At 70.5% G+C, this 24,447-nt stretch carries 15 protein-coding genes; 11 read left to right on the forward strand and 4 right to left on the reverse strand.

The features are described 5' to 3' along the window. The 9 genes from QZM15_RS20570 to QZM15_RS20610 all read left to right on the forward strand — a co-directional run. Positions 1–6,150 (forward strand): non-ribosomal peptide synthetase (locus QZM15_RS20570; protein ID WP_302107159.1); only part of this gene is annotated, 6,150 nt, incomplete at its 5' end. Between the two features lie 9 nt (positions 6,151–6,159). Then, positions 6,160–11,154 carry a non-ribosomal peptide synthetase gene (locus QZM15_RS20575; RefSeq protein WP_302107160.1) on the forward strand — a complete coding sequence of 1,665 codons (4,995 nt, stop codon included), beginning with the start codon at positions 6,160–6,162 and terminating at the stop codon, positions 11,152–11,154. Continuing rightward, positions 11,144–12,175, forward strand: a complete 1,032-nt coding sequence (locus QZM15_RS20580) for a GNAT family N-acetyltransferase (protein WP_302107161.1) — start codon at positions 11,144–11,146, stop codon at positions 12,173–12,175. The genes QZM15_RS20575 and QZM15_RS20580 overlap by 11 nt, the downstream gene beginning before the upstream one ends. Positions 12,176–12,207: 32 nt before the next feature. Then, positions 12,208–13,584 (forward strand): lysine N(6)-hydroxylase/L-ornithine N(5)-oxygenase family protein, encoded by a 1,377-nt coding sequence (locus QZM15_RS20585; protein ID WP_302107162.1) that lies wholly within the window; start codon positions 12,208–12,210, stop codon positions 13,582–13,584. A 45-nt stretch (positions 13,585–13,629) separates the two neighbouring features. Continuing rightward, a complete protein-coding gene (locus QZM15_RS20590; protein WP_302107163.1) occupies positions 13,630–15,867 on the forward strand; it encodes a TonB-dependent siderophore receptor in 2,238 nt (745 codons plus the stop codon). Positions 15,868–15,952: 85 nt separating this feature from the next. Continuing rightward, the gene (locus QZM15_RS20595; RefSeq protein WP_089464741.1) at positions 15,953–16,792 is read left to right on the forward strand and encodes a formyltransferase family protein; all 840 of its coding nucleotides are present in this window, start codon (positions 15,953–15,955) and stop codon (positions 16,790–16,792) included. Further along, on the forward strand, positions 16,792–17,802 hold the full coding sequence (locus QZM15_RS20600) for a GNAT family N-acetyltransferase (RefSeq protein ID WP_124860974.1): 1,011 nt from the start codon (positions 16,792–16,794) through the stop codon (positions 17,800–17,802). Before QZM15_RS20595 ends, QZM15_RS20600 begins: the two co-directional genes overlap by 1 nt. A 251-nt stretch (positions 17,803–18,053) precedes the next feature. Then, positions 18,054–18,317, forward strand: a complete 264-nt coding sequence (vapB, locus tag QZM15_RS20605; protein ID WP_059584333.1) for a type II toxin-antitoxin system VapB family antitoxin — start codon at positions 18,054–18,056, stop codon at positions 18,315–18,317. Continuing rightward, complete coding sequence (locus QZM15_RS20610) at positions 18,314–18,730, forward strand: PIN domain-containing protein (RefSeq protein WP_081059271.1); 417 nt, start codon at positions 18,314–18,316, stop codon at positions 18,728–18,730. Before vapB ends, QZM15_RS20610 begins: the two co-directional genes overlap by 4 nt. 45 nt (positions 18,731–18,775) lie before the next feature. Here the strand turns inward: QZM15_RS20610 and QZM15_RS20615 are convergent, their stop codons facing one another. Beyond that, entirely contained in the window at positions 18,776–19,681 is a 906-nt protein-coding gene (locus QZM15_RS20615; protein ID WP_059643318.1) for a nucleotidyl transferase AbiEii/AbiGii toxin family protein, read from the reverse strand. Continuing rightward, positions 19,650–20,720, reverse strand: a complete 1,071-nt coding sequence (locus QZM15_RS20620; protein WP_302107224.1) for a type IV toxin-antitoxin system AbiEi family antitoxin — start codon at positions 20,718–20,720, stop codon at positions 19,650–19,652. The genes QZM15_RS20615 and QZM15_RS20620 overlap by 32 nt, the downstream gene beginning before the upstream one ends. Before the next feature lie 357 nt (positions 20,721–21,077). Here QZM15_RS20620 and QZM15_RS20625 point away from each other — a divergent pair, with 357 nt between their 5' ends. Together QZM15_RS20625 and QZM15_RS20630 are read left to right on the forward strand one after the other, a co-directional pair. Continuing rightward, entirely contained in the window at positions 21,078–22,241 is a 1,164-nt protein-coding gene (locus tag QZM15_RS20625) for a M20 aminoacylase family protein (RefSeq protein WP_060318504.1), read from the forward strand. A gap of 63 nt (positions 22,242–22,304) precedes the next feature. After that, on the forward strand, positions 22,305–22,445 hold the full coding sequence (locus tag QZM15_RS20630; protein WP_081066538.1) for a type II toxin-antitoxin system RelE/ParE family toxin: 141 nt from the start codon (positions 22,305–22,307) through the stop codon (positions 22,443–22,445). Between the two features lie 90 nt (positions 22,446–22,535). Here QZM15_RS20630 and QZM15_RS20635 read toward each other — a convergent pair whose 3' ends face one another. Together QZM15_RS20635 and cobO are read right to left on the reverse strand one after the other, a co-directional pair. Next, on the reverse strand, positions 22,536–23,840 hold the full coding sequence (locus QZM15_RS20635; RefSeq protein WP_302107164.1) for a cobyrinate a,c-diamide synthase: 1,305 nt from the start codon (positions 23,838–23,840) through the stop codon (positions 22,536–22,538). A 2-nt stretch (positions 23,841–23,842) separates the two neighbouring features. Continuing rightward, a complete protein-coding gene (cobO, locus tag QZM15_RS20640; RefSeq protein WP_059584089.1) occupies positions 23,843–24,445 on the reverse strand; it encodes a cob(I)yrinic acid a,c-diamide adenosyltransferase in 603 nt (200 codons plus the stop codon). Between the last annotated feature and the right edge of the window lie 2 nt (positions 24,446–24,447).

The following is a 24,447-nucleotide window of genomic DNA, read 5'->3' on the forward strand; positions in this document are numbered from 1 at the left end:
GCCGACTGCGGCGCGCGCTGGGCGCTCGTCGCGCAGCCGGCCGCGTGGCCGGCCGGCATCGACGCGCAGCCGCTCGACGTCGACGCGCTCGCGCAGGACGCGACGCTCGCCCATGCGGCCGGCGTGCGCGTCGCGCCGCACCCGGAGCAGGGTGCGTACCTGATCTATACGTCGGGCTCGACCGGCACGCCGAAGGGCGTCGTCGTCTCGCACGGCGCGCTGGCCGATTACGTGCAGGGGATGCTCGACGAACTCGCGTTCGCGCCCGACGCATCGTTCGCGATGGTCTCGACGGTCGCGGCCGATCTCGGCCACACGACGCTGTTCGGCGCATTGTGCGCGGGCCGCACGCTGCACCTGTTGCCGGCCGCGTGCGCATTCGATCCGGACCTGTTCGCCAACGAAATGCGCCGCCGTGAAGTGGGCGTGCTGAAGATCGTGCCGAGCCATCTGCAAGCGCTGCTCGACGCGCGCGTGCCGGCCGACGTGCTGCCGCGCCACGCGCTCGTGACGGGCGGCGAAACGCTCACGTGGGCGCTCGTCGCGCGGCTGGCCGCGCTCGCGCCGGCCTGCCGCGTGATCAACCATTACGGGCCGACCGAAGCGACGGTCGGCGCGATCGTGTGCGATACGGCGTCGATCGCCGCCGACGCGCGCGATCCCGCGAGCGGTGTGCCGCTCGGGCTGCCGCTGCCGAATGCGCGCGCGCTGGTGCTCGACGCGTTCGGCGCGTGCGTGCCGGCCGGTGCGACGGGCGAACTGTACCTCGGTGGGCCGGGCGTCGCGCGCGGCTACCTCGGGCGCCCCGCGCAAACCGCCGAGCGCTTCGTGCCCGATCCGTTCACGCCCGGCGCGCGGCTGTATCGCACGGGCGACCGCGTGCGGTTGCGCGCGGACGGCCGGCTTGCGTTCCTGGGCCGCATCGACGATCAGGTGAAGATTCGCGGCTACCGCGTCGAGCCGGGCGAGGTGAGCGCGGCCGTGCGCGCGGCCGGCCCGATCGCGCAGGCCGAAACGCTCGCGATCGAGCACGATGGCCGCCTGCGGCTCGCGACGTTCGTCGTGATGCGCGACGGCGCGGCGTTCGACGAAGCCGCGGTGCGCGCCGCGCTCGCCGCGACGCTGCCCGACTACATGGTGCCCGCGCAGTTCGTCGCGCTCGCACGCCTGCCGGTGACGGCGAACGGCAAGATCGATCGCGCGGCATTGCGCGAACGGGCGGCGGTGCCGGTCGCAGCCGCGCCGGGCGATGCGCCGCAGGGCGCGGTCGAGACGGTGCTTGCCGACGTCTGGCAGGCCGTGCTGAAAGCGCCGAAGGTCGGCCGCGACGACAATTTCTTCGAGCTCGGCGGCGATTCGATCCTCGTGTTGCAGGTGATCGCCCGGGCGCGCAAGCGCGGCGTGCGCTTCACGCCGAAGCAACTGTTCGACGGGCCGACCGTCGCCGAACTCGCACGCGTCGCGAAAACGGACGACGCGGCCGGCGCCGCTCAACTTGTGGGCGCGGCGGCAGCGACCACGGCTGTCACGCCGGCTGCCACGCCGATCCTGACGCCCGCGCAACAACGCTTCTTCGCGCTCGATATTCCGCACCGCGGCCACTGGAACCAGTCGGTGTCGTTCGACGTGCGCGGTGCGTTCGACGCAGACGCATTCGCACGCGCCTTCGACGCGTTGCTCACCCATCACGACGCATTCCGCCAGCGCTTCGCACGCGGCGCCGACGGCACGTGGCACGCGAGCGACGCGGCGAAGCCGTACGACGCGCTGCCGTTCGTCGAAGTCGCCGCACGCGACGACGCCGACGCGCTGGCCCGCTTCGACGCGCTGCAACGCCGTCTCGATCTCGGCCGCGGGCCGCTCGCGTGCGCGTGCGCGGCACGGCTGCCGGACGGTTCGACGCGACTCTATCTGGCGATTCACCACGCGATCGTCGACGGCGTGTCGTGGCGCATCCTGCTCGACGACCTGGACACGGCCTACCGCGCCGCATGCGAACGCACGCCGGTGCGCCTGTCGCAGCCCGGCCTGCGCGCGGACGCCTGGGCCGCACGGCTCGCCCGCGCGGCAACGGAACCGGCGTCGCCGTTCGCGGCCGAAGCCGCCTACTGGGCCGGCATGGCGCAGGGCGACGACATCGCGCCCGATCATCCCGACGCCGTGGCCACGAACGCCGATGCGGCCGTCGTCGTGCAGACGATCGACCCGGCATTGACCCGCGCCGCGCTGACCGACGCGCACGCGGCCTATCGCACGCAGACGATCGAACTGCTCGGCGCGGCGCTCGCATTGGCGCTGGCCGGCGCGCGCGGCGCCGCGTCGTGCCGGGTCGAACTCGAAGGGCACGGCCGCGAAGCGCTGTTCGACGACGCGGATGCCAGCCGCACGGTCGGCTGGCTGACGAGCCATTACCCGGTGACGCTGCCGGTCGAAGCAACGGCCCGCGACACGCTGTGCGCGGTCAAGGACACGCTGCGCGCGGTGCCGCACAAGGGGCTCGGCTTCGGCGTGCTCGCGCACTACGGCGATACGGCGACGCGCACGGCGCTGGCCGCCGTGCCGCGCCCGCGCGTCACGTTCAACTATCTCGGCCAGTTCGACGCGCCGCGCGATGCGACGCTCGTCCCGCGATTCGGCGGCACCGGCGTCGAGCGCGATCCGAACGGGCCGCTCGGCAATACGCTCGCGATCCATGCGTACCTCGACACGGATGGCGACGGCGCGCGCACGCTGAAGGTGCACTGGGTCTACGGTGCGCCGCAATTCGAACGCGCGACGATCGAAGCGTTCGCCGAACGCTTTGCAACCACGCTGCGCGAACTCGTCGAGGCATGCGCGTCACGCATCGCGCATCGCGGTGCCGGCGCGACGCCGGGCGATTTCCCGCTCGCGCAGGCCGCCGGCCTCACGCAGGCCGCGATCGAACGCGCACCGCTCGACTGGCGCGCGATCGACGACGTGTATCCGCTGTCGCCGATGCAGCAGGGCATCCTGTTCCATGCGCTGTTCGCGCCCGGACACGCGAGCTACGTGAACCAGCTCGTCGCGACCGCGACCGCGCTGGACGCCGACCGGCTCGCGGCCGCGTTCGACGCGTCCGTCGCGCGTCACGACATCCTGCGTACGAGCGTGATGCCGGACGAAGCCGCGCCGCTGCAATGCGTGCATCGTCACGCGCGCATGCCGGTCGAGCAGCTCGACTGGCGTACGCGCGGCGACACCCTCGACGCCGATTTCGACGCGTGGCTCGCGGCCGACCGCACGCGCGGCTTCGACTGGCGCGAGCCGCCGCTGATGCGGCTCACGCTGATCCGCGTGACGGACGACGCATGGCGCGTCGTCTGGACGCGCCACCACGTGCTGCTCGACGGCTGGAGCACCGCGCGCCTGCTCGCCGACGTGCTGCGCGACTATCGCGACCCGGATGCGGTGTCGCCGTTCGCGAGCCGCCCGGCGCTGCGCTATCGCGATTTCATCGCATGGCTCGGCACGCGCGAGCGCGACGCCGACGAACGCTTCTGGACCGAACGCCTCGCGCGCCTCGACGCCCCGACGCTGATCGCGGAACGCACGGCCGATCGCGCGGAGGCCGAGATGGCCACGTGGCGCGCGACGCTCGACGCCGACACGACGGCGCGCGTCGCGCAGACGGCCCGCGCGCTGAAGCTGACCGTCAACACGCTGGTGCAGGGCGCGTGGGCGCTCGCGCTGCAGCGGATGACGCACCAGCCGGCCGTCGCGTTCGGCGCGACCGTCGCCGGCCGTCCCGATGCGCTCGCGGACGTCGACTCGGTGCTCGGTCTTTTCATCAACACGCTGCCGGTCATCACCGCGCCGGCGCCGCAGCAACGCGCGGCCGACTGGCTGCAAACGCTGCAACGCGAGAACGCGGCGGCCGCCGAACACGCGCACACGCCGCTTGCCGACATCCAGCGCTGGGCGCGCGGATCGGGCGGCGCGCTGTTCGACACGCTGGTCGTGTTCGAGAACTATCCGGTGGAAGACACGGCACATGATGCCGATCCGCGCGCGCTGGCGTTGAGCGACGTACGCAGCATCGAAGCGACCGATTTCGCGCTGACGCTCGTGATCGAAAGCGGCGCCGAACTGACGATCGACTACGGCTACGACACCGCGCGCATCGACGCGCGTCAGGTCGAGACCTGGCATCGCGCGTTCGCCTGCGCGCTCGACGCGCTGGCCCGTACGCCCGACGCACTGCTCGGCACGCTGTCGATCGCCGACGATGCGACCCGCGACGCGCTGGCCCGCGCGCACGACACCGCACATGTCTGGCCGATCGAACGACGCCGGCCGCTACACCTGCAATTCGCCGACGCGGCACGGGCGACGCCCGACGCGATCGCGCTCGAATACGCGGACGCTCAAGGCCGCGTGCAGCGCGCGACCTATCGCGAACTCGACGCCGCCACGTCGCGCATCGCCGCCGCGCTGCGCCGGCGCGGCGTGCGGCCGGACACGCCGGTCGCGCTGTGCGTCGAGCGCTCGTTCGACATGGTGATGGCGCTCGTCGGCGTGCTGAAGGCCGGCGCCGCGTACCTGCCGGTCGATCCCGACTATCCGGCCGAGCGCATTGCGTACCTGCTGCGCGACGCGCGGCCGGCCGTCGCGATCACGCAGGCGCATCTGCGCGAGCAGGTCGAGGCCGCGCTGGGCGAGGGCGCCGATACGCGACTGCTGACGGTCGCCGACCTGCTGGCCGACGAGGCCGGCGATATCGATGGCGAAACCGCCGCGGTCGACGACGCGCAGCTCGCGTACCTGATCTACACGTCCGGCTCGACCGGCAAGCCGAAGGGCGCCGGCAACACGCATGGCGCGCTCGCGAACCGGATCGCGTGGATGCAGCACGCATACCGGCTGACGCGCGACGACGTCGTGCTGCACAAGACGCCGTTCGGCTTCGACGTGTCGGTGTGGGAATTCGTGTGGCCGCTCGCGATCGGCGCGAAGCTCGCGATCGCCGCGCCGGGCGACCACCGCGATCCGGCGCGTCTGGCCGCGGCGATCCACGCGCACGGCGTGACGGTGCTGCATTTCGTGCCGTCGATGCTCGCCGCGTTCACCGCGCATCTCGACGATTTCTCGGCCGCCGCGCAATGCGACAGCGTGCGTCTGATCGTCGCGAGCGGGGAGGCGCTGGCACCCGAACTCGTCGCGAAGATGGCGCGCCTGTTGCCGAACGCGACGCTCGTGAACCTGTACGGGCCGACCGAGGCCGCGATCGACGTGTCGCACTGGACCTGCGGCCCCGACGACGCGCAAGCGGTCGCGGTGCCGATCGGCCATCCGATCGCGAACCTGCAACTGCACGTGCTCGATGCCGCGTGGCAGCCGGTGCCGGCCGGCGCGACCGGCGAACTGTATCTCGCGGGCGCGGGCCTCGCGCGCGGCTATCTCGGCCGGCCGGCGCTGACCGCCGAGCGCTTCGTGCCCGATCCGTTCGTGCCGGGCGCGCGCATGTACCGCACCGGCGACCTCGCGCGCCGGCGCGCGGACGGCGCGCTCGACTACCTCGGCCGGGTCGACACGCAGGTGAAGCTGCGCGGCCAGCGGATCGAGCCGGGCGAGATCGAGGCGCTGCTGCGCGCGGCGCCCGGCGTGAACGATGCGGTCGTCATCGTGCGCGACGAGCAACTGATCGGCTATGTCGCGCGCGGCGACGCGGGCGCGCTCGACCGTGCGGCGCTGCTCGACGCGCTGCGCGCGCAACTGCCGGCGTACATGGTGCCGTCGCAGTTGATCGAGCTCGACGCATTGCCCGTCACGCCGAACGGCAAGTGCGACCGCCATGCGCTGCCGGCGCCGGTGCGCGAAGCGGCCGAAGCCGTCGAACTCGCGACCGATACCGAGCGCGCGCTCGCGGCAATTTGGCAGCGCGTGTTGCACGTGGACGCGATCGGCCGCGACGGCGATTTCTTCCTGCTCGGCGGCCACTCGCTGCTCGCGACGCAGGCTCACGCGCAGGCGAACCTGCACTGGGGGCTCGCGCTGCCGCTGCGCACGCTGTTCGACACGCGCACGCTCGCGCGCTGCGCGCAAGCGATCGACGCGGCCTGCGCGGCGCGCGGCGAGACCGATGCGGCGAGCGCGATCGACGCGCTGCTCGGCGAACTGGAAACCCAATAAGGACGACGGATGACGAAGGTTCAACCCGACTGGCTCGCGCTCGCGACGCGTTTCGCGCAACTGCCCGACGCGCAGCGCGCGGTCTTCATCGACAAGCTCGGCGCGGCCGGCATCGACTTCCGCGTGCTGCCGATCCCGCCGCGCACGCCGCGCAGCGACCGCGTGCCGGCGTCGTTCGCGCAGACGCGGCTATGGCTGCATGCGCGGCTGATCGATGCGCCGGACGCGTACCACATCACCGAGCGCCTGGCGCTGACGGGCCCGCTCGACGGGCATGCGCTGCGTCTCGCGTGCGATGCGCTGATCGCGCGCCATGAGGCGCTGCGCACGACTTTCGACGAAGCGCAGGACGGCGTCGCGCAAACGATCCACGCGCCGCTGCGCTGCCCGTGGCGCGAAACCGATCTCGAAGCGCTGCCGGACGCGCAGCGCGTGCCGCGCGCCGAAGCCGTCGCGGCGGCCGACGAAGCCGAACCGTTCGACCTCGGTACCGCGCCGCTCGTGCGTGCGCACCTGGTGCGCTTCGACGCGACGCATCACTGGCTCGCGCTCACCGTGCATCACATCGTGTCGGACGGCTGGTCGTCGGGCGTGATGCTGGAAGAGCTCGCGGCGTTCTATCGCGCGTATGCGTCGGGCGAGCCGGTGCCGCTCGCGCCGCTGCCGATCCAGTACGCCGACTACGCGTTGTGGCAGCGCCGCTGGCTCGATGCCGGCGAGCGCGACCGCCAGCTCGCGTTCTGGCGCGAGCGGCTCGATCCGCAGCGCGGTGTGCTGACGCTGCCGGGCGCGGCCGCACGGCCGGCCCGCCGCAGTGCGCGCGGCGCGCGTCACGTGTTTTCGCTCGATGCGCGCGTCGGTGCGCAGTTGCGCGCGTTCGCGGCCGCGTCCGGCGCGACGCCGTTCGCGGTGCTGCTCGCCGCGCTCGACGCGCTGCTGGCGCGCGCGACCGGCGACGCGCGGATCTGCGTCGGCGTGCCGGCCGCGAACCGCGAGCGCGCGGAAGTCGCCGGCCTGATCGGCTTCTTCGTCAATACGCTGGCAATCGACGTCGACGTGCCCGCGCACGGCGATTTCTCGTCGCTGGTCGCGCGTACGCAGCGCGCGCTCGTCGACGCGCAGATGCACCAGGACGTGCCGTTCGAGCAGGTGGTCGACGCGCTCGGCGTGCCGCGCAGCGCGAGCCACCATCCGCTGTTCCAGGTGATGGCCGCGTATGGCGAACGCCGCGCGCTGCCGCCGCTCGGCGCGGCGTCGGCCGCGCTGCTGCCGTCGGGCACGCCGTCCGCGAAATTCGATCTGACGCTGTCCGTCGAAGCGACGCCGGACGGCACGTTCGACGCGGCCTTCATCTACGCGCTCGACCTGTTCGACGCAGATGCGATCGCACGGCTGGCCGCGCGCTTCGTCACGCTGCTGACCGACGCGCTCGCGCGTCCCGACACGCCGATCGGCGATCTCGACTGGCTGCCTGCCGACGAACGCGCGCAGCTCTTCGCGTGGAACGCGCCGGCCGGCGCGATCGCCGCCGAGCCGTTCGTGCCGGTGCACGTGCGCATCGCCGCGCATGCGCACGCGCGGCCCGACGCACGCGGCGTCGCCGATATCGATCGCGCATTGACGCGCGGCGAAGTCGATGCGCGTGCCGCGCGCCTGGCGCGCCATCTGGTGGCGGCCGGCGTGCGGCCCGAGATGCGCGTGGGCGTCGCGCTACAGCGCTCGGTCGATCTGCTCGTCGCGCTGATCGCGGTGCTGAAGTCCGGCGCCGCGTTCGTGCCGCTCGACCCGGCGCACCCGCGCGAGCGGCTCGCGCAGATCGTCGGCGATGCGAACATCGCGCACGTGCTGACCGACGCCGCGAGCGCCGCGTCGCTGCCCGAATTGCCGGAATTGCGCATCTGGCGTGCGGACGAAATCGACGCGCTCGACGAAGCCGCGCACGTCGCGCTGCCGGACGTGCTGCCCGGCCACGCGGCGTACGCGATCTACACGTCGGGCTCGACCGGCAAGCCGAAGGGCGTGATCGTCGACCACGCGTCGTTCGCGCTGCACTGCGCGGCGATCGCCGAGCGCTACGGCGCGGGCGAGCACGACGTGTTCCTGCTGTTCCAGTCGGTCAATTTCGACGGCGCGCACGAAGGCTGGTTTTCGCAATACATGTCGGGCGCCGCCGTGTCGGTGACGGCCGACGTGCTGTGGCCGCCCGCGCAGACCTGCGCGATGATGATCCGCGACGGCGTGACGATGACCTACGTGCCGCCGGGCTGCGCCGCCCAGCTTGCCGAATGGGCGCTCGCGCACGGCGCGCCGCCGACGCTGCGTTCGCTGACCGTCGGCGGCGAGGCGACGTCGCGCGAGGCGTTCGCGATGCTGCGCCGCGCGCTGCCGAACGTGCGCGTGGTCAACGGCTACGGCCCGACCGAAACGGTCATCACGCCGACGCTGTGGATGTTCCGTCCCGGCGACGATCTCGCGAAGCTCGGCGACGCCCCGTATCTGCCGATCGGCACGCTGGTCGGCGCGCGCACCGCGCACGTGCTCGACGCGCGGCTGCATCCGCTGCCGGTCGGCGTGATCGGCGAACTGTATCTGGGCGGCGAGGGGATCGGCGTCGCACGCGGCTACCTCGACCGCCCGGCGCTGACGGCCGAGCGTTTCGTGCCCGATCCGTACGGCGCGCCGGGCGCGCGGCTGTACCGTACCGGCGACCTCGTGCGGCGCCGCGCCGACGGCGTGTTCGACTTCATTGGCCGCGTCGATCATCAGGTGAAGCTGCGCGGCCTGCGCATCGAACTCGGCGAAATCGAGGCGCAGCTTGCCGCGCACGACGCGGTGCGCGAAGCCTGTGCGGTCGTGCACGGGCAGGGCGCGCTCGCGCAGCTCGTCGCGTACGTCGAGCTGACCGCCGAGGCGCGGGCGGCCGCGCAGCCGGTCGAAGCCGCGGCGCTCGACGCGCATCTGCGCCGCACGCTGCCCGACTATATGGTGCCCGCGCAACTGATCGTGCTCGATGCGCTGCCGCGCAACGCGAACAGCAAGGTTGACCGTGCGCGGCTGCCGGCGCCCGTGCGTGTCGAACGCGCATACGAGGCGCCGCGCGACGGCGACGAAGCCGCGCTCGCGGCGATCTGGTGCGACGTGTTGAACCTGGAACGCGTCGGTCGCCGCGATCATTTCTTCGATCTCGGCGGCCATTCGCTCGCGGCCGTGCGCGTGGCGACGCGCGTGGCCGAACGGCTCGGCCGCGACGTGCCGGTGCGCGCGCTGTTCGAGGCGCCCGTGCTTGCCCAGTACGCGCTGCAGGTGGCCGACGCGCCGCGCGCCGCGCAGTCGGGCGCCACGGCGCCGGGTATCGCCGTGGCCAAACCGGACGCGCATGGCGTGTGGCCGCTGTCGCCCGCGCAGCTCGGCCTGTGGTTCCTGTGGCGCGCGCAGCCGGACAGCGCCGCATACAACATTCCGGTCGCGCTGCGCGTGCGCGGCCCGCTCGACGTCGATGCGCTGCGCGCGGCGTTCTCGGATGCGGCGGCCGTGCATCCGGCGCTGCGCGCGCGGCTCGTCGCCCGCGACGGCGCGCTGCCGGGTCAGCGGATCGACGCGGACGTGGCCGTCGCGCTGCCGGTGATCGACCTGTCGGCCCGAGCCGATGCGCTGGCCCGCGCGGCCGCGCTGACCGACGAGGATGCGCTCGCGCCGTTCGATCTCTTGGCCGACGCGCCACTGTGGCGCGCTCGTGTGCTGCGGCTCGGTGCGAACGACCACGTGCTGTCGGTGACGATCCATCACATCGTGTCGGATGGCGAATCGATCGAGCTGTGGCTCGACGCGGTGCGTGCCCGCTATGTCGCCCGCGTGCAGGGCAGCGGCGCGCCGGCCGACGAAGCCGACCAAGCCGCCCGACCGGCCCTCCCGCTCGTGCTGCCCGCGCCGTGCCATCCGGCGCGCGTCGCGTACTGGCGCGACGCGCTCGCGGATCTGCCGTCGCGCGTGTTGCCGCAGCGCGCCGATGCGCCGGCCGTGCCGCAATGGCGCGCGGCCCGTATCGCGTTCGAATTCGACGCACAACTGATTCGCGCGGCGCGCGACGCCGCATCGGCCTCGCACGCGACGCTGCCGATGCTGCTGCACGCGGCGCTCAACACCGCGCTGTTCCGCGCGACGGGCGCGGCCGACCAGCCGGTCGGCGTGCTCGCGTCGACGCGCGAGCTCACGGGCGACGCGGCCCGCGCCGCGCTCGGCCTGTTCATCAACTCGGTCGTCGTGCGTACGCGGATCGACCCGTCGGCGCGCCGCGCGGACGTGCTCGCGCAAGTGCGCGACACGGCGCTCGCCGCGTATGCGCATGCCGACGTGCCGTTCGCCGACGTCGTGGCCGCGCTGCGTGCGCCGCGCGCCGCGCAGGCCAATCCGCTGTTCCAGGTGATGTTCAACTATCTGCGCCCGACCGGCGCCGCCGCACGCGACTGGGCCGGCCTGTCGCTGGCCGAATTCAACGACGTGCGCCATCGCGTCGTGTTCACGCTGGAGCTGGACGTCGTCGAGCATCCGGACGGCCGCGTGAGCGCCGCGTTCTCATATGCGGACGAACTGCTCGCGCGCGATTTCGTCGACGCGCTCGTCGAGCTGTATCACGACGAGGTCGCGCGTTTCGCCGGTGCGTCGGAAGCGGCGCTCGGCGCACCCGAGGCGCGCGCAGCCGCGCACGGTGCGTTCGGCACCCACGCTCACGGGGCAGCGCCGGTCGATGCAACGCCGTCGCATGCCGCCGCCGCGCTCGCCGCGCTGTGGTCCGACACGTTCGCGACGGCCGCGCCCGAGCCCGATGCCGACCTGTTCGAAGCCGGCGCGACGTCGTTCGACGTCGTGCGCTTCGTCGACGCGGCCGGCCGCGCCGGTCACGCGCTGACGGTCGCCGACGTGTTCGCGGCGCCGACGCTCGCGGCGCTCGCCGCGCGGCTCGACGCGCGAGCGGAAACGGGACAGGAGGCGCGCCATGCTGGCTGAAGTGCGTCCGGACGGATTCACGATGCTCGATACCTACCGGCTCGCGTTCGCGGACGGCCTGTTCGCCGTGCGCGACGGCGCGGAGATCCGTGTCGCGCAGGGCGACGGCATCGGCGCGCAGTTGCTGCGCGCGCAGCTCGGCGACGACGGCGCGCTGCGCCTCGTCGCGTACAACCATCGCGCGGCGCCGTCCGACCAGCGGCGGGCGCTGCTGGCCGCCCTGGCCGCGGCGTTTTCGGACAGCGCGCGCCACGCGGCGGTCCGGCTCGACCCGGCTGCCTGGCCGGCCGTCGCGCTCGATGCGTTGCGCGCGAGCGGCGTCCTCGCCGACGGCGGCCGCTGCCTGCGCGACGGCTGGGCGCAACAGGCCGACCTGTGGCGCGTCGGCCCGGCTCTGCCGTGCGCGACGCTGCCGACGATCACCGACGGCCGGCGTCATCCGCGCCGGCCGCCCGCACCGCGCGGCGACGTCTATGCGCGCGACCTGCCGGCGCTCGGCGTGCGCTTCACGCTGCGCGGCTGGCAGCCGGCCGAGGACGCCGAACGGCTCGCGCGCTGGTTCGCGGAGCCGCGCGTGCGCGACGGCTGGCCGGGCGCCCAGCCCGACCAACGCGGTGCGCAAGGCGCGCAGGAAGCCGATCCGCACGTGACGCCGCTCGTCGGCTGTTTCGACGGCGAGCCGTTCGCGTATTTCGAGGCGTTCTGGCTGAAGGAGGACGCGCTCGCGCCGCACGTTGCGGCGCGCGACTACGACCGCGGGCTGCGGATGCTGGTCGGCGAGTCGCGCTGGCGCGGCGCGCACCGCGTGGCCGGCTGGCTGCCGTCCGTCGTGCATTACCTGTTTCTCGACGACCTGCGTACCGAAGCGGTCGGCTGTGCCGTTCCGGCCGGCCATACGCGGGTTGCCGACCATCTCGCGCGGCATGGCTTCGCGCGGCAGCGCCGTCTCGCGCTGGCCGACGCGCAGCCGCTGTGGATGCGCACGCTGCGCGAGACGTTCTTCTCCGGCCGTCACGTCTGACGGGCCGGATTCACCGACAAGGGAGCTGAGACATGCAGAGAGAAACCGTATTCGACCTGATCGGCGTCGGCTTCGGGCCGTCGAATCTGGCGCTGGCCGTGCGCCTCGCGGAGCGCGGCGGCGCGCACACGCTCGCCCATTGCTTCATCGAGCGGCAGCCGGAATTCGGCTGGCATCGCGGGATGCTGCTCGACGACTGCCGGATGCAGATTTCGTTTCTGAAGGATCTCGTGACGATGCGCGATCCGAAAAGCCGCTACACGTTCATCAACTATCTGTTCGAACGCGGCCGCCTGAACGAATTCATCAACCTGAAGAATTTCTACCCGACCCGCGTCGAATTCCACGATTACCTGAGCTGGGTCGCCGATGCGTTCGACGACCGCGTCCATTACAGCGAGACGGTGCTGGGGATCGAACCGGTGCGCGGCGACGGCGCGAAGATCGACGCGCTGCGCGTGCTGTCGCGCGACGCGACCGGCCACGAGCGTCAGCGCGTCACGCGCGCGCTGTCGATCGGCGTCGGCGGCACGCCGGCGATTCCGGATGCATTCGCCGCGCTCGGCCGCGACCGCGTGATCCATTCGTCGTCGTACCTGGCCGACATCGACCGGCTCGTCGCGTCGCCCGACGGCGAACGCCGCCGCATCGCGGTGATCGGCGCGGGGCAGAGCGCGGCCGAGGTGTTCATCGATCTCGCGCGCCGCTTCCCGCACGTCGACGCGAGCCTCGTGATGCGCGCCGGCGCGTTGAAGCCGGCCGACGACAGCCCGTTCGTCAACGAAATCTTCAGCCCCGAATTCACCGACGTCGTCTATGCGCAGCCGCACGACGCGCGCCGTGCGCTGCTCGAGCGCTATCGCGACACGAACTACGCGGTGGTCGACCGGCCGCTGATCGAGCAGATCTACGAAATGCTGTACCTGCAGCGCATCGACGGCACGCCGCGCCATGCGCTGCTCGCGAACAGCGCGATCGAGGCCGCGGTGCGCGCCGCCGACGGCCGCATCGAGCTGACGCTGCGCGACCGGATGAGCGGCGCCACGCGCGTCGAGCGTTTCGATGCGCTCGTGCTCGCGACCGGCTATCGCCGCGACACGCATTCGGCGCTGCTCGAAGGGCTCGCGCCGCATCTGGGCGATGCGCTCACGCGCGGCGACGTCACGCGCGACTACCTGCTCGCGACGCCCGAGCACTTCGCGCCGCGCATCTACCTGCAAGGCTGCTGCGAAGACAGCCACGGCCTGTCCGACACGTTGCTGTCGGTACTGGCGCGCCGCGCGGACGAAATCTGCGCGTCGCTCGAAGACGGGATCGCGCTCGCCGAGGACGACGGCGCGGCCCGGGCAACGCACGAAAAACGACCGAACAACGGGGTGAGCGCGGGCCGGATGGCTTTCGCTCTTTGACAAAGGCGCGGTCGGAGACCGCATGAAAAAGTGGAGCAGAAGAAGATGGAGTGGGCAACAGGCACGCGTTTGCGTGCGATCGCAGCCGCGGCAAGCGTGGCGTTCGGTACGGCGGCAGGGCACGCATACGCCCAGACGGCGCCGGCCGTGAACGCGGGCGCCGCGGCGTCGGCCAGCAGTGCGCAAAACGGCGCGACGGCGAATGCGTCGACCAGCGCGCAAAACGGCACGCTGCCGGCGATCACCGTCAACGCGGCCTCGGCAGGTGACGGCACGGTCGGGCTCGTCGCGAAGCGCAGCACGACCGGCACCAAGACCGACACGCCGCTCAACGAGATCCCGCAGACGATCAACGTCGTCACCGCGCAGCAGATCGAGATGACCGGCGCCACCGACGTGAACGCGGCGCTGCGCTACGTGCCGGGCTTCTCGTCGTACGGCTCGGACAACCGCTCCGACTGGTACGCGGCGCTGCGCGGCTTCACGCCGACCGCCTACGTGAACGGGCTGCAGGTGCCGAACACGATCAACCTCGCGAGCTGGCGCGTCGACCCGTACATGATCGACAGCATCAGCGTGCTGCGCGGGCCGACCTCGGTGCTGTACGGCGCGGGCGATCCGGGCGCGATCATCGACGTGCACACCAAGCTCGCCGACGGCGAGCGCGTGCGCGAAGCGGGCGTGCAGATCGGCGACTACGCGCGCAAGCAGTTCATGATCGACGTCGGCGACAAGCTCGATCCGGACGGCAAGTATGCGTACCGGTTCGTCGGCGTCGCGCGCGACGGCAACGCGCTGACGGGCCCGAACAACGACCAGCGCGTCGCGCTCGCGCCGTCGTTCCGCTGGCGCCCGGACGCGGATACGTCGCTGACGCTGTCCGCGACCTACCTGCAGGACTGGGGCGACATCTCGTCGAACTTCCTGCCCGCGCAGGGTACGGTGCTGCCGAATCCGAACGGGCAGCTCGACAAGGACGTCTACGGCGGCGACCCGAATTTCAACTACTACCGCAAGAAGCAGTGGTCGGTCGGCTACCAGTTCGAGCGCAACCTGACGCCGGCCTGGACGTTCCGCCAGAACACGCGGCTGATGCACCTGTCGCTCGACAACGGTTCGGTGTTCGGCAACGGCTTCGTCGAGGGCAGCACGACCGACGTGTCGCGCTGGGCCGGCGTGTTCCAGATGAACTACAGCCGCTTCGACATCGACAACAACCTCGAGGGCCGCTTCGCCACGGGCCCGCTCCAGCACACGCTGCTGCTCGGCTTCCAGTACAACCGCCAGACCGCGACCGACAGCGAATGGCTGGCCGCCGCGCCGCCGCTGAACATCTACAACCCGGTGTACCAGCCCGTCACGACGGCGGTGTTCACGCCCGACGCGACGATCCGCACCAACACGTACACGACGCTGAACACGTTCGGCCTGTACGCGCAGGATCAGATCAAGTGGAACCGCTGGACGCTGACGCTCGGCGGCCGCGAGGACTGGGTCAACCTGCGGCAGGACGACCGCGCGGCCGGCACGTCGACGAAGGCCGATGTGACGGCATTCACCGGCCGCGTCGGCCTCACGTACCAGGGCGATTACGGGTTGTCGCCGTACGTCAGCTACGCGACGTCGTTCAATCCGCTGATCGGCGTGAACCTGGTCGGCGGCGGGCTGCCGCAGCCGACGCGCGGCAAGCAGATCGAAGCCGGCCTGCGCTGGCAGCCGCCCGGCAAGAACCTGATGCTGAACGCGGCGATCTACCAGATCAACCAGACCAACGTGCTCACGTCGGCGCTGCCGAGCCAGGATCCGACCGGCACGAAGTCGGTGCAGACGGGCGAGGTGCGCTCGCGCGGGATCGAGCTGAGCGCGACCGGCAAGGTCACGCGCAACCTGTCGGTGATCGCGTCGTACGTCTATCAGGACGTGAAGAACGTGCAGGCGAACGACGTCTCGCTGAACAACTGGCCGGTCGATATCCCGCGGCCGCGCCAGATGGCGTCGCTGTGGACCGACTGGACGTGGCACACGGGGCCGCTCGCGGGCTTCGGCCTCGGCGGCGGCATTCGCTACCAGAGCGCGTCGGCCGGTGCGGCCGACAACTCGTTGACGGTATCGAGCGTCACGCTGTTCGACGCGGGCCTGCATTACGACATGCGTAACTGGCGCTTCGCCGTGAACGGGACGAACCTGTTCAACCGTCATTACATCAGCGGTTGCCAGTCGAACAACGTCTGCATTTTCGGGACCGACCGCACGGTAATCGCGACCGCGAAATACAACTGGTGACGTCGCGCGCCGCGGCTCGCCGGCCGGCCTTCGTGGCCGGCGCGGGCGGCCGCGGCGCCTTCGTCCGCTTTTCCACGACGCATCCATGCCGAAGAAAAATCTCGTCTACATCCAGTCGCTGCGCAACGGCGCGGCCGATCGTGCCGGCCAGCCGGTCGCTTATCGGGGCGGCACGCGCTACATGAAGGCGCCGCTCGAATTCCTCGTCGAGCGCCTGAACGATTCGCCGCTCGGCGAACGCTACACGCTCCAGGGCGTGATCGTCGACGACGACGAAGGCTCGCCGGCCGACCGCGCGAAAGTGGCCGACTACGGTTTCGCGCGCACCCCGGGCCGACCGTGGATCCTGCCGGAAGGCCTGACGGTGCAGGGCAGGCCGGTCGACGAACTGTTCTGCACGATTGCGTCGACGTACCGGCGGCTGCCGCGCGACGCGCGCGAGCGCGTGGCCGGCAAACAGGCGTTCGAGCGCCGTCTGCTCGAACGCCTGCTCGAACTCGAAGCGGACATCGTCGTGCTCGACGGGCTGCTCGTGATCCTCGACGAACTCGTGCGGCCGGGTGCGCGCTTTCACCGGCGCATCGCGAACATCCACCCGGGCATCACGGCCGACGATTCGCCGTACCAGCGGCGTGGCGCGTGGGCGACGCTCGACGCGCTGCACGGCGCGCGCGGCGAACGCGTCGACTGGGCCACGGGCGCCACGTCGGCGGTCGAACCCGTCACGATGACGGGTGCGTCGTTCCACTACGTCGACAACGGTATCGATTCCGGCGAGGTGATCTGCGACGTGCTCGACACGCCGATCGCGCCGGACGACACGATTCTCGAACTGCGCTGGAACAACTTCCAGCGCAGCCTGTTTCCGGCGCTCGAGCGCGGGCTGCACGTCCTCGCCGACCGCCACGACGCGGGAGCATTGTGATGCAAGACACGCTGACGAAACGCGCCGCCGACGCGGTCGAAGGTGAAGCGGCCGCCGCGCTCGACGGCGCCGCGCACGGGCAGGCGGAGGCCGTCGTCGAGCATGCGCTCGACGCATGGCGGCCCGACGACACACCCGACGCGCTGCTCGCGACGTTCGTCGCGCTGTTCAACACCGACACGCGGTACGACGCGGCGACGATCTCGGTGCCGCGCGGCGGCGCCGATGCGGCGGCCGTGGCGGCGTACGTCGCGCGTGCGGTGCGCGAGGGCGTGATCGACGGCGCGCAAGTCGCGGGCGACACGCTGCGGCTCACCGTGTCGCGCACGACGTTCTGGCAGAATCCGCGACCGTGGCTGAAGGCGAGCGCGTCGGGCGGGATGCCGCTGCGCTACGCGATCACGAACGGCCATCGGCATCCGGTGCGGCCGCCGTCGCCGGCCGGTGAGATCTACGCGCGCCACATGCCGCAGGTCGGGATGACGTTCAGCCTGCGCACCGTCGACATCGATGCACACGCGGACCTGTTCAGCGGCTGGATGAACCTCGACCGTGTCGCGCATTTCTGGGACCAGCGCGGCACGCGCGACGAGCATGCGGCGTATCTCGCCGAACGGCTGGCCGACCCGCACATGCACCCGATGATCGGCTATTTCGACGACACGCCGTTCGGCTATTTCGAGTTCTACTGGGCGAAGGAGGACCGCCTCGCGCCGTTCTACGACGCGCACGACTACGATCGCGGGCTGCACCTGCTGATCGGCGATTCGCGTTTCCAGAGCGCGGGCAAGCTGCATGCGTGGTGGAGCGGGGTGCTGCACTACATGTTCGTCGACGAGCCGCGTACGCAGCGGCTCGTCGGCGAGCCGCGCGTGGATCACGTGCGGCATATCGCGTACATGCACCGGCTCGGGTTCTACACGCTGAAGGAATTCGATTTCCCGCACAAGCGCGCGGCGCTCACCGTGATCGAGCGCGATACGTTTTTTGACACTTTCCGGTTGCCTTGACGGGGCCGGGCACGCGGCGTCGCTGCGACGGTGCGCGCGGCCTTGCGATGCGCATGCATCGGCCGTCCGGTATATGGACCGCGCGGCCTGCGTCATGAAGAATGGGGCACTTCTCTCATCGACGACAGGCCGCCAGCATGAATCAGACATCCTCGACAACGTGGGACGCAACCGCGAGTTCGCCACCCGCCAAATTGACATATGCCGGCATATGTCTAGAATGGGCGCATCGTACTTCCACGGAGTGGCTCATGCGCACCGTTTCCATTTTCAAGAACGCCCGTAACCAGGCAATCCGCATCCCGAAGGACATGGAGTTCGAGGGTGTCACGGAACTCGAGATCCGCCGCGAGGGCGATACGCTGCTGTTGCGGCCGGTACGTCCCACGTGGCTGTCGTTCGCGAACGAACCGCTGGCCGATGCCGATTTCCTTGCCGAACGCCCGGCCGTCATCGAGTCCGGTCGCTTCGATCTGTCCGGCGACGCCGACGCCCCGACGGAGTCCAACCGGTGACCACGCTCTACATGCTCGATACGAACATCTGTTCGTTCATCATGCGCGAGCGGCCACCCGTCGTGCTGTCGCGGTTGCAGTCGTGCGTCAACGCGCAGCACCGGATCGTCGTGTCGGCCGTTACCTACGCCGAGATGCGCTTCGGCGCGGTTGGCAAACGAGCGTCCCCGAAGCATGCGGAACTCGTGACGGCCTTCGTTTCCCGGCTGGATGGCGTGCTGTCGTGGGATGCCGCGGCAGTAGACGCCACGGCCGCGATTCGCGCGGCGCTCGCCGTACGCGGCACGCCGATCGGCGCAAACGATGCGTCGATCGCCGGGCATGCGATCGCGGCCGGTGCGGTGCTCGTCACGCACAACGGCCGCGAATTCGGCCGTGTCGCGGGGTTGTCGCTGGAGGATTGGGCGGCATGAACACGTCGGGCTGAAAGTGCGATGCCGTCTCCGCTGCTTGGCGCATCATGCGTGCGGCGGGGGCGAATCGACGAGAAACGCCCGGCGGAACGCGTCGAGATACCGTTCGGCATCGTCGCTGAATTCGCCTGGCAGCAGCGCGAACGCGCGAGCGAGCAGATCCTGGCGGAGTGCCGCATAGGTTGCTTCGTCGGACAGCAATGCGCGGATGGCGTCGCGCGTTTGCGGCAGGGCAATGCGTTTCGCATCCCGCGCGAGCAACCCGGCTGCGGCAAGACCGGGCTGGAACGCATGTGTCTCGAGCAGATCGGCCGCCGCATCCCAGATGCGCTCGCGATTCCCGGCGTCATGATAGTGGCGCAGCAGAAACAGCAGGTCGTACGCGTCGCTGTTCTGGCGCGCGCGCCGATCTTTCCACGCGAGCAGCTTGAGCAGCGCGAGGGCGGGCAAACGGGCGACCGGCACCACGGTCCGCGCGTCGATCGATACCGGCTGCGCCGTGTCGACCGCTTCCTGGAAGCCGAGCACGTTCAGGACGAATTCACCGGCCGGCGGCCACGCGATTTCGCCCGGCGGCGCTTCCAGCGGCCCGAACGGCACGAGATCGAGCTCGGTGCGAAAGCCCGGCATGCCGCTTTCGAACAGCAGTTTCTGCTGTTGTTTCGGTGCTCGCGTGAATCGCCCGGTCGCGACGAGCGTATCGACGAGCTGCGCGTGGAACGGCCAGCTCACCGCGCATACGGCAACGTCGACGTCCCGCGTCGCGCGCGCCGGCCGGATGCCGTGGACATGCCACATCAGAATGTCGCGCGCGGTTGCGCCGGCCACGACGAAGGCCGCGTCGAGCTGCGCGCAGGTCGTGCCGACCGCTCGCAGCAGCGCGACCGCCGCCGGTTCGAGCGGCCGGCTCGCCTCGACTTCAAGCGGGCGGGTGGGTGAGGTATCGGTCATGGATCCGTTCGGCGGCAGCAAGGTTGCGGCTGTCCCCGGACGAGACGAGATCCGCATAGATCAGGAGCGGCGGCACGAGCGGCACATCCTGCTCGTGCCAGTCGAGCGCCGGCGAGCGCGGCCAGAACGCTTCGAGCAGCTCGACGTCGCCGTGCTCGTCCGGGCGCAGGCGCGCCTGCAGCAGCAGGCGGTTCGGCACGGCGCCGTGCGTATAGACGGTGATCGCCGCCGGCTTCAGGTCGTGCGTCAGCAGATCCGCCGCCGCTTCGCCGCCGAGCCGCGCATCGAAGGCGGCGAAATCGAAGCCGCGCCACCAGTCGGGTGCGATCGCGGCAAACCGCCGGGCCGGCAGTTTCGCGCGCAGGCGGCTCGGGTACAGCGCGACCCATTCCTGCAGGAAGCGCGGCCAGTCCGGCATCAGCCTTTCGCCGTTGCGCCGCTGCGCGACGAGGCCGCGCGCGATCAAGTCGTCCATCGCGAGATTGACCGTGCCGAGCGCGACGCCCGACGCGGCGGCGATCGCCCGGTACGGCTGGGCGACGAGGCCCGGCTGCGTCGCGAGCGCGAACATCACGGCGAGCCCCTTCGGCGTGGTCGCGCGCGACGCCTGACGGCGCGGCGTACGCGCAGGTTTCGGTCGGCCGGCGATCATCAGGGTGGCCTCCGGCTGGATCAGGCTCGCATTGCCGGCGGTATCGAGAAACGGGATGTCGTGCTCGGTCAGGCGGGCGGCCAGTTCGGCAGAAAAATAAGGTGCGACCAGCATCAGCGGCCGCTCGCCCGGCACCGGTGGGCCGCCGCGGCGACGCAGCGCCGCGAGCGCTGCTTGCAGCGATTCGACGCCGACGCTCACGGCTGCCGGCATCTCGAAGGTCTGCCCGGCGATGTCGAAGCGGATCATGGCGTCGGCGCGCGCCTGGTACGCGTGCGGCACGCGCACGGGCCGCGCGGCGAAGCGCCGGGTCGCGCGTCCGAACGCGGCACAAGCCTCGTCGAGCACGTGCTGTTCCGAGATGGGGAGGGGGACGTTCGCGGGCATCACGGAGAATCGCTTGTTCACTGTTTTGTCAGCGTACACAAAAAATGTACAACCGTCAAAAAATGAACAAATCATTTCAACCCGTTGATGTAAAGAGATTATTCCGGGATGTTGGGCGACTGCCAACGATAACCTCCGTGTGAAAATCGAGCCGGAACACCCCGTGTCGGGCATGCCTGTCGCTAGCGGCAGTCGTTCGTATGGGATAGCCCATACGGGCGGCCGCGCTTTGCCCCGCGCCCTGCGTTCGACCGACAATCAACGGTTGCCACCGCGACAACTTTCCGTCTGTCCGGTTGTCGCTCAACGAACTATCCTTGCCTGCACGTTCCCCACTGGACAACAGGAGACGACACCGTGACGCACAGCGTGATCCCCGCAGGCCTTGCCGACGAAATGATCGAGATCCGGCATCGCATCCACGCCCACCCCGAACTGGGTTTCGAGGAATTCGCGACGAGCGATCTCGTCGCGGAGCAACTTCAATCATGGGGCTACACCGTGCATCGCGGGCTCGGCGGCACTGGCGTCGTCGCGCAGTTGAAAGTGGGCGACGGCCAGCAGCGCCTCGGGCTGCGCGCCGACATGGACGCGCTGCCCATCCACGAAACGACGGGCCTGCCGTACCAGAGCACGATCGCGGGCAAGATGCACGCGTGCGGCCACGACGGCCACACGGCGATGTTGCTCGCGGCCGCGAAGCACCTCGCGCGCGAGCGCCGCTTCTCGGGCACGCTGAACCTGATTTTCCAGCCGGCCGAGGAAGGGCTCGGCGGCGCGAAGAAGATGCTCGACGACGGGCTGTTCGAGCAATTTCCCTGTGACGCGATCTTCGCGATGCACAACATGCCGGGCTTCCCGACCGGCACGTTCGGTTTCCTGCCGGGGCCGTTCATGGCGTCGTCGGATACGGTCGTCATCGACGTGCAGGGCCGCGGCGGACACGGCGCGGTGCCGCACCGGGCGATCGATCCCGTCGTCGTGTGCGCGCAGATCGTGCTGGCGCTGCAGACGATCGTGTCGCGCAACGTGTCGCCGCTCGACATGGCGATCGTCACGGTCGGCGCGATCCATGCGGGCGACGCGCCGAACGTGATTCCCGATCGCGCGCAGATGCGCCTGTCGGTGCGTGCGCTGAAGCCCGACGTGCGCGACCTGCTGGAGACGCGCATCAAGGAGGTCGTGCATGCGCAGGCAGCCGTGTTCGGCGCGACCGCGACGATCGACTACCAGCGCCGCTACCCCGTGCTCGTCAACGATATGGAGATGACGGCGTTCGCGCGCGGCGTCGCGCGTGAATGGGTCGGCGAAGCCAATCTGATCGACGGAATGGTGCCGCTCACCGGCAGCGAGGATTTCGCGTTCCTGCTCGAGAAGCGGCCGGGCTGCTACCTGATCATCGGCAACGGCGACGGGGAGGGCGGCTGCATGGTGCACAACCCCGGCTATGACTTCAACGACGCGGCGTTGCCGACCGGTGCGTCGTACTGGGTGAAGTTGGCCGAGGCGTTTCTGGTGTGACGGACGAGGCGAGATGCAGCACCGGCCGACCATCGTCTCGACTTCGTAGGGGCCGAATGCGAGATGTACCAAACATTGGCATATGTTGGCCACATCTTTCGCTACCCCGCTGGCTCTCACGTTGTGTTTTACCGTGAAACGGATGAAAACATCGACATCATCCGTGTCCTGCATCAGCGAATGGACATCGAGCGACATCTGTAGCAGCGCACGTTGAATGCCGTAGTAGTCGCTACAAAGCGACGCTCAATCCCCACAGTATGCCGTCTCGATGCAGGCGCGGCATTGATCCGTTCAGAGCACGTCCCCGCTGAACAACGCCACGACCGCATCCGGATTCGACGGCCAGTACATGTGCATGTACGTCGCGACGATGGCGCCGCTGCGATAGACGGCTTCGCTGCCGCCCGGCGTGCCGTCGGGGCGCGTGGCGTTCGCAATCGGCACCAGCGGCGTCGCGAGCCGCGAGTAGTGAAACGTATGACCGCGCATCGGCCCCGTGCGCGTATCGAGCTGCTGCATGCCGAGCGCCGCGAACCGGCGCTGCATCGTCGCGTGGCCCGGCAGCACGCCGAGCATCGGCGTCGTCGACCCATCCACATCGGTCAGCGATTCGCACAGATACACCATCCCCCCACATTCCGCGACGATCGGCCGGCCGGCGGCCGCATGCGCGCGAATCGTCCGTGCGGTCGCGGCATTCCCGGCAAGCGTCGCCGCATGCAGTTCCGGATAGCCGCCCGGCAAAAACAGCGCGTCGCAATCGTCGGGCACGGGTTCGTCGGCGAGCGGCGAGAAGAATCGCAGCTCGGCACCGAGTGCGTCGAGCAACGCGAGATTCGCCGGATAGATGAACGAAAACGCCGCATCGCGCGCCACCGCGATCCGCTTGCCGGCCAGCGCACGCGGCAGCGGTGCGGCCACGTCCGGTTCCGCGAATGTGACGGCAGGCGGCAACTCGGCGAGCGCGGTTTGCGCGAGCACATCGGCCGCGCGGTCGAGCCGCGCATCGAGATCGTCGATATCGGCCGGCTGATGCAGGCCGAGATGCCGCTCCGGCAGCGCAATACCCGCATCGACCGGCACGTGCCCGAGCCAGCGCAGGTCGCCGGGCAACGCTTGTTGCAGCAACTCCGCATGCCGCGCCGAGCCGACGCGGTTGGCCAGCACGCCGTGAAACGGCAACCCCGGCCGGAACCGCGCGAGCCCGAAGGCGATCGCCGCGAACGTCTGCGCCATCGCCTTCGCCGAAATCACCGCGACGACCGGCACGCCGAACGCGGCCGCGAGATCGGCGCTGCTCGGCGTGCCGTCGAACAAGCCCATCACGCCTTCGATCAGGATCAGGTCCGCGTCGCGCGCGGCTTCGGCGAGCAGCGCGCGGCAGCCGGCCTCGCCGACCATCCCGAGGTCGAGCGCATGCACGGGTGCGCCGCTCGCGCGTTCGAGCAGCATCGGATCGAGAAAATCGGGCCCGGTCTTGAACACGCGCACGCGGCGGCCGAGCCGGCGGTGCAGCCGCGCGAGGGCGGCCGTCACCGACGTCTTGCCCTGGCCCGACGCGGGCGCGCTGACGAACAGCGCGGGGCAGGCCGGCATGCTCAGAACTCCACGCCGCGCTGCGCCTTCACGCCTTGCTCCTTGTACGGATGCTTGACGAGTCGCATTTCGGTGACGAGATCGGCCGCATCGATCAGCGCATCGGGCGCGTGCCGCCCGGTGACGACGACGTGCACCGACTCCGGTCGAGCCGTGAGCGTCGCGAGTACTTCGTCGAGCGGCAGGTATTCGTACTTCAGCACGGTGTTCAGCTCGTCGAGGATCACCATCCGGTAGTCGCCGCTTTCGATCATCCGGCGCGCCTCGTCCCAGCCTTTGCGCGCGGTCGCGATGTCGGCGTCGCGGTTTTGCGTGTTCCACGTATAGCCGTCGCCCATCGTCACGAAATCGCATTGCGCGACCGCACCGAGGAAGTCGCGCTCGGACGTGTGCAGCGCCCCCTTGATGAACTGCACGACGCCGAGCCGCATGCCGTGGCCGAGCACGCGCACGGCCATCCCGAACGCGGCCGTGCTCTTGCCCTTGCCGTTGCCGGTGTGGACGATCAGCAGGCCTTTCTCCTGCGTGGCGGCGGCCTGCTTCTTCTCGTGGCCGGCGCGGCGGCGTTCGGCCATCCGCTGATGGGATTCGGAATCGGTCTTCATCG

This window comes from Burkholderia sp. AU44665, from assembly GCF_030504405.1.
In the GTDB taxonomy this organism is placed as follows: Bacteria; Pseudomonadota; Gammaproteobacteria; order Burkholderiales; family Burkholderiaceae; genus Burkholderia; species Burkholderia semiarida.

What these genes read in the sequence shown, in the direction of transcription:
- QZM15_RS20575 (WP_302107160.1), top strand. Translation starts at nt 6,160, where the DNA reads ATGACGAAGGTTCAACCCGACTGGCTCGCGCTCGCGACGCGTTTCGCG.
- QZM15_RS20580 (WP_302107161.1), top strand. Translation starts at nt 11,144, where the DNA reads ATGCTGGCTGAAGTGCGTCCGGACGGATTCACGATGCTCGATACCTAC.
- QZM15_RS20585 (WP_302107162.1), top strand. Translation starts at nt 12,208, where the DNA reads ATGCAGAGAGAAACCGTATTCGACCTGATCGGCGTCGGCTTCGGGCCG.
- QZM15_RS20590 (WP_302107163.1), top strand. Translation starts at nt 13,630, where the DNA reads ATGGAGTGGGCAACAGGCACGCGTTTGCGTGCGATCGCAGCCGCGGCA.
- QZM15_RS20595 (WP_089464741.1), top strand. Translation starts at nt 15,953, where the DNA reads ATGCCGAAGAAAAATCTCGTCTACATCCAGTCGCTGCGCAACGGCGCG.
- QZM15_RS20600 (WP_124860974.1), top strand. Translation starts at nt 16,792, where the DNA reads ATGCAAGACACGCTGACGAAACGCGCCGCCGACGCGGTCGAAGGTGAA.
- vapB (WP_059584333.1), top strand. Translation starts at nt 18,054, where the DNA reads ATGCGCACCGTTTCCATTTTCAAGAACGCCCGTAACCAGGCAATCCGC.
- QZM15_RS20615 (WP_059643318.1), bottom strand. Translation starts at nt 19,681, where the DNA reads ATGACCGATACCTCACCCACCCGCCCGCTTGAAGTCGAGGCGAGCCGG.
- QZM15_RS20620 (WP_302107224.1), bottom strand. Translation starts at nt 20,720, where the DNA reads ATGCCCGCGAACGTCCCCCTCCCCATCTCGGAACAGCACGTGCTCGAC.
- QZM15_RS20630 (WP_081066538.1), top strand. Translation starts at nt 22,305, where the DNA reads ATGTACCAAACATTGGCATATGTTGGCCACATCTTTCGCTACCCCGCT.
- QZM15_RS20635 (WP_302107164.1), bottom strand. Translation starts at nt 23,840, where the DNA reads ATGCCGGCCTGCCCCGCGCTGTTCGTCAGCGCGCCCGCGTCGGGCCAG.
- cobO (WP_059584089.1), bottom strand. Translation starts at nt 24,445, where the DNA reads ATGAAGACCGATTCCGAATCCCATCAGCGGATGGCCGAACGCCGCCGC.